This is a genomic window from Frankia sp. AiPs1, assembly GCF_023716945.1.
Lineage (GTDB): Bacteria > Actinomycetota > Actinomycetes > Frankiales > Frankiaceae > Frankia.
Genome location: NZ_JAMQQF010000393.1, coordinates 1 through 5,586 on the forward strand (window position 1 = coordinate 1; position 5,586 = coordinate 5,586).

At 74.5% G+C, this 5,586-nt stretch carries 6 protein-coding genes; all 6 read right to left on the reverse strand.

Going from position 1 to position 5,586, the window contains the following annotated elements; genetic code table 11:
* A partial coding sequence (gene argR / locus ND748_RS23685; protein WP_251748164.1) for an arginine repressor occupies positions 1 to 588 on the reverse strand: 588 nt, incomplete at its 3' end.
* Positions 585 to 1,550 (reverse strand): ornithine carbamoyltransferase, encoded by a 966-nt coding sequence (gene argF / locus ND748_RS23690; protein ID WP_251748165.1) that lies wholly within the window; start codon positions 1,548 to 1,550, stop codon positions 585 to 587. The genes argR and argF, both read right to left, overlap by 4 nt.
* Positions 1,547 to 2,788 (reverse strand): acetylornithine transaminase, encoded by a 1,242-nt coding sequence (locus tag ND748_RS23695; protein ID WP_251748166.1) that lies wholly within the window; start codon positions 2,786 to 2,788, stop codon positions 1,547 to 1,549. The genes argF and ND748_RS23695 overlap by 4 nt, the downstream gene beginning before the upstream one ends.
* Positions 2,785 to 3,792, reverse strand: a complete 1,008-nt coding sequence (gene argB, locus ND748_RS23700) for an acetylglutamate kinase (protein ID WP_374216014.1) — start codon at positions 3,790 to 3,792, stop codon at positions 2,785 to 2,787. Before argB ends, ND748_RS23695 begins: the two co-directional genes overlap by 4 nt.
* A complete protein-coding gene (gene argJ / locus ND748_RS23705; protein ID WP_251748167.1) occupies positions 3,789 to 4,949 on the reverse strand; it encodes a bifunctional glutamate N-acetyltransferase/amino-acid acetyltransferase ArgJ in 1,161 nt (386 codons plus the stop codon). The genes argB and argJ overlap by 4 nt, the downstream gene beginning before the upstream one ends.
* Positions 4,946 to 5,586: N-acetyl-gamma-glutamyl-phosphate reductase (gene argC / locus ND748_RS23710; RefSeq protein WP_251748168.1), on the reverse strand; the 641-nt coding region annotated here is incomplete at its 5' end. The genes argJ and argC, both read right to left, overlap by 4 nt.

The following is a 5,586-nucleotide window of genomic DNA, read 5'->3' on the forward strand; positions in this document are numbered from 1 at the left end:
GGGGGGGGGGGGGGGCTGGGGGGGGCGGCCCGGGACCGGGGCCTGGCCCGCGGACGGTTCGACCTGCGGGGCCTCCCCCGGGCTCTGCTCGCCGGCCGGGGCAACCCCGGAAATGCTCCCATCCCCGGGAGCAGGCATCTGCGCCCGGCAGACGACGAGGACCGTGTCGTCCCCGGCGATCGTGCCCATGACCGCCGGCAGCGCCTCCCGGTCCAGCGCGGAGGCGAAGAGCTGGGCGGCCCCGGGCGGGGTGCGCAGGACGACGAGGTCGCCGTTGGCCTCCGCCGAGACCAGCAGCTCCTCGCACAGCCGGGTCAGCGGAAGCCGGACGATCTCCACCGGTGCGAGGTTCACATCGACGGCGTACACCAGTCCGCCGTCGGCGCCGCGCACCTTCGTCGCCCCGATCTCCTCCAGGTCACGGGACAGGGTGGCCTGAGTGACCTGGACGCCCTCGGTGGCGAGCAGGCGGGCGAGCTCCGACTGCGAACGCACCGACCGCTGCGCGATCAGTGCCGCCAGCCGCGCCTGCCGGGCGTGCTTGGTCAGCGGGGCGGCCCGCCGCACCCCCGCGCCCGCCGTGGTCATCGGACCGTGCCCTCCTCGGCGACAGAGCCTGCCTCCGGCGCAAGCAGCAGCGAGAGCAGGGCCTTCTGCGCGTGCAGCCGATTCTCGGCCTGGTCGAACACGACCGAGTGCGGCCCGTCGAGCACCGACCCGGCGATCTCCTGCTCCCGGTGCGCCGGCAGGCAGTGCATGACCAGCACGTCCGGCCGGGCGGCCTCGACGGCCTTCTCGTCGAGGCGGTAGGGCTGGAACACCAGCGAGCGGCTGTCCGACTCGTCCTCCTGGCCCATCGACGCCCAGACGTCGGTGTAGAGCACGTCGGCGCCGGCGGCCGCCTCCAGCGCGTCATGCATGACGAGCGCCTCGCCGCCGGTGGCCGCGCCGATCTCGTTGGCGTGCCGGACGACCTGCTCGAACGGCTCGTAGCCGGGCGGGGAGGCCACGTGCACCCGCATGCCCGCGAGCGCCCCGGCGAGCAGCAGCGAATGCGCCACGTTGTTGCCGTCGCCGAGGTAGGTCAGGGTCAGCCCGGCGAGCCGGCCGCGGCGCTCCCGGATCGTCTGCAGGTCGGCCAGCGCCTGGCAGGGGTGGGCATGGTCGGACAGCGCGTTGACGACCGGCACGCTCGCCGCAGCCGCGAGCCGCTCGAGGCGCTCCTGGGCGAAGGTGCGCACGACGATCGCGTCGACGTACCGGCTGAGCACGGCGGCGGTGTCCTCGATCGTCTCGCCGCGGCCGAGATGGCTGGTGGTCGCGTCGATGAAGATCGGATGGCCGCCGAGCTCGGCGACGCCGACGTCGAACGACAGCCGGGTCCGGGTGGAGGGCTTCTCGAACAGCAGGGCCACCGACCGCCCGGCCAGGGGACGGTCCGCCGGCCCGGGGGCGCGGCGGCGGGCCTTGAGCTGGTCGGCGGAGTCGAGTACGGCGGCCTGCTCCGCGGAGGTCAGGTCGGTGTCGAGAAGGAAGTGTCGGGCCGTCATGCGCAGACCTTAGAGCCTTGCTCCGACAGGTTCGCGTCCACTCGGGCGGCACCGACGATCGCGGGCAGCGCCGCGACGAAGGCGTCCGCCTCGGCATCGGTGAGGATCAGCGGCGGGGCGAGCCGGACGGCATCCGCGGCGACCGCGTTGACGAGGTAGCCCGCCGCGCGGGCCGCCGTCTCCACCGCCGGGGCGAACGGGCCGTCGAGCTCGATCGCCCGCCACAGGCCCACGCCCCGCACCCCGGTGATCCCCGGGATTCCCGCCCCGTGGATCTGCGCGGCGAGCCGGTCGCCCAGCCGCGTCGCGTGGTCGAGCAGCCCCTCGCTGGCGATCGTGTCGAGCACGGCCAGGGCCGCCGCGCAGACGATCGGTCCGCCGCCGAACGTACTTCCGTGATCGCCGGGGCGCAGCAGGTCCGCCGCGGCGCCGAGGCCGATGCAGGCACCGATCGGCAGGCCGCCGCCGAGGCCCTTGGCCAGGGTGACGACGTCGGGCTGGACCCCGGCGGCCTGGTGGGCGAACCACGAACCGGTCCGGCCGATGCCGCTCTGCACCTCGTCGAACACCAGCAGGGCCCCGACGTCGTCGCAGGCCGCCCGCGCCTGTGCCAGGTAGCCCGGCGGCGGCGGCACCACGCCGGCCTCGCCGAGGGTCGGCTCCAGGAACACCGCCGCGGTCCGCTCGCCGACCACGGCCCGCAGGGCCGCGGCGTCGCCGTAGGGCACGAACCGCACGCCGGGCAGCAGCGGCTCGAACGGCGCGCGCTTGGCCGGCTGCCCGGTGATGGACAGCGCGCCGAGGGTACGGCCGTGGAACGAACCCTCGGCCGCGACGATCTCCGGCCGGCCGGTGCGCCGAGCGATCTTGATGGCGGCCTCGTTGGCCTCGGCGCCGGAGTTGGCGAAGAAGATCTTCGCGCCGCCGGCGGGCAGGCCCGGGGCCGGGGCGCCCGCGGCGAGCAGCTCGACAAGCCGCTCGGCCAGGCGCACCTGCGGCTCGTTGGCGTACAGGTTCGACACGTGGCCGAGGGTGTCGAGCTGGTCGACGACGGCGGCCCGGATCGCCGGATGGCCGTGGCCGAGCACGCTGACGGCGATCCCGCCGAGCAGATCGAGGTACTCGCGTCCGGCGTCATCCCACACCCGGGTCCCCTTTCCGCGGACCAGGGAGATCGTCGGACGGCCGTAGGTCGCCATCACGACGGCGTCGCGCCGGGCGAGCAGATCGGCGGTCATGGCGTTCCTCCGGAGTAGGTGGCGGGTTCGGCGAGGTCGTGATCCGGGCTGATCAGGGTGCCGATGCCGTCGTCGGTGAAGATCTCCAGCAGCACGGCGTGCGGCACCCGGCCGTCGAGCACGTGTGCCTGCGGTACGCCGCCGCGCACCGCCCGCCGACACGCCTCCATCTTCGGAATCATGCCGGCCGCCAGCGTCGGCAGGAGCCGTTCGAGCTCTGTGATGCTCAGCTCGCTGAGCACCTCGTCGCTGGTCGGCCAGTCCGCGTACAGCCCCTCGACGTCGGTCAGGACGACGAGCTTGGTGGCGCCGAGGGCGACGGCGAGCTCGGCGGCGGCCGTGTCGGCGTTGACGTTGTAGACGCCGCCGTCGATCCCACGGGCGACCGAGGCGACGACGGGCACCTTGCCGGAGTCGAGCAGCGCGTCGACCGTCTCGGCCCGAACCTCGACGATGTCACCGACGAGGCCGACGTCGACCTCCTCCCCATCGACGATCGCGGGGCGCCGGCGCGCGGTGAACAGGTTCGCGTCCTCGCCCGACAGGCCCACGGCGAACGGGCCGTGGTCGTTGACCAGGCCGACGACGTCTCGGTTGACCTGGCCGAGCAGCACCATCCGCACCACGTCCATGGTCTCCGGCGTGGTGACGCGCAGGCCGCCGACGAACGTCGACTCGACGCCGAGGCGGGCCAGGTGCGCGGTGATCTGCGGGCCGCCGCCGTGGACGACCACCACCCGCAGCCCCGAGTAGCGCAGAAAGACGATGTCGGCGGCGAACGCGGCGCGCAGCGCGGGTTCCGTCATCGCGTTGCCGCCGTACTTGATGACGATCGTGGCGCCCTGGAAGCGGGACAGCCACGGCAGCGCCTCGATCAGGACCTGGGTCTTGGCGAGCGCCGCATGCCCGCGGGCGGTCGCCGCCGGGCCCCGCGCGGCGGCGGTGGGGGCGGTGGGGGCCGTGGGGGCGATGGGGGCCACGGCCGCGGGGGGCAGGTCGGTCACGTCGAGTACGCCGAGTTCTCGTAGACGTAGCCCTCGGTCAGGTCGTTCGTCCAGATGGTGAGTTCCTCGGGGCCGGCGTGCAGATCGACGCGGATGTCGATCCGCCGCTCGGAGAGGTCGACGAGATCACGGTCCTCCCCGGGCGCACCCGCCCGGCAGACCTGCACGCCGTTCATCGACACGTCGAGCTCGTCGGGCTCGAAGGCGGCCTGGGTGGTGCCGACCGCGGCGAGGACGCGCCCCCAGTTCGGGTCCTTGCCGTAGAGGGCGCACTTGAGCAGGTTGTTGCGGGCGACGGAGCGGCCGACCTCCAGGGCGTCGGCCTCGCTCGCGGCCCCGGTGATCGTGATCGCGATGGTCTTCGTGGAGCCCTCGGCGTCGCCGAGCATCTGCTGAGCCAGGTCGGTGCACACCTCGGCGACGAGCTCGGTGAGCTCGGCCTCGGGCAGTGTCACCCCGGCGGCGCCCGAGGCGAGCAGCAGCACGGTGTCGTTGGTGGACAGGCAGCCGTCGGAGTCGACCCGCTCGAAGCTGACCCGGGACGCCTGGCGCACCACTCGGTCGAGGGTCGCGGCGTCGGCGACGGCGTCGGTGGTGACGACCACGAGCATGGTCGCCAGCGACGGCGCCAGCATCGCCGCGCCCTTGCCCATCGCGCCGACGGTCACCCCCGGTGTCGTCGTGGAGATCCGCACAGCCGTCTTCGCGACGGTGTCGGTGGTACGGATGGCCTCGGCCGCGTCGTCGCCGCCGGTGTCGGCGAGGGCCGCGACGGCCTTCGTGACCCCGGCGAGCAGGTTGTCCATCGGCAGCCGGACGCCGATCAGCCCGGTGGAGCAGACCGCGACGTCCCCGGCGCCGAGACCGAGCCCGGCCGCGACGTGCTCGGCCGTGGCGTGGGTGTCGGCGAAGCCGGCCGGTCCGGTGCAGGCGTTGGCGCCGCCGGAGTTCAGGACCACGGCGCGCAGCCGGCCGTCGACGAGGGTCTGACGGGTCCACAGCACGGGCGCGGCCTGGATCCGGTTGCGGGTGAAGACGCCGGCGGCGGCGTCGGACGGCCCGTCGTTGACGACGAGGGCCACGTCCGGACGCCCGGACGGCTTCAACCCGGCCGCGACTCCGGCGGCCCGGAAGCCCCTGGGGGCGGTCACACTCATGGCGCGATGCCCTGGGCGGTCAGGCCGGCGGTCTCGGGCAGGCCGAGCATGAGATTGGCGCACTGCAGCGCCTGGCCGGCCGCACCCTTGCCGAGGTTGTCGATGGCGGACACGACGATCGCCCGCCCGGACTCGGCGTCGAAGGTGCCCTGCACGTGCACGGCATTGCCGCCGAGGGTCGCCGCGGCGTGCGGCCAACGCCCGGGCGGTAGCACCCGGACGAACGGCTCGCCCGCGTAGGCCGAGCGCAGCGCCTCGTACACGGCGTCCGCATCGGTGCCGGCGGTGGCCCGCCCGGAGCAGGTGGCGAGGATGCCGCGGGGCAGCGGGGCGAGCACGGGGGTGAACGACAGGCTCACCGCGGTCCCGGCCACACCGGACAGGGCCTGCACGATCTCCGGCCGGTGCTGGTGGGTGCCGACCTTGTACGCCGTGAGGTCACCCATCACCTCGCTGCCGAGCAGGTTGACCTTGGCCGAACGGCCCGCGCCGGAGGTGCCGCTGGCGGCGACGACACTGAGGTCCTGCGGCTCGACGAGGCCCGCGGCCAGCAGCGGGGCGAGGGCCAGCGTGGACGCGGTGGGGTAGCAGCCCGGCGCCGCGACCTGGCGGCTCGCGGCGATCCGCGCGCGCGCCC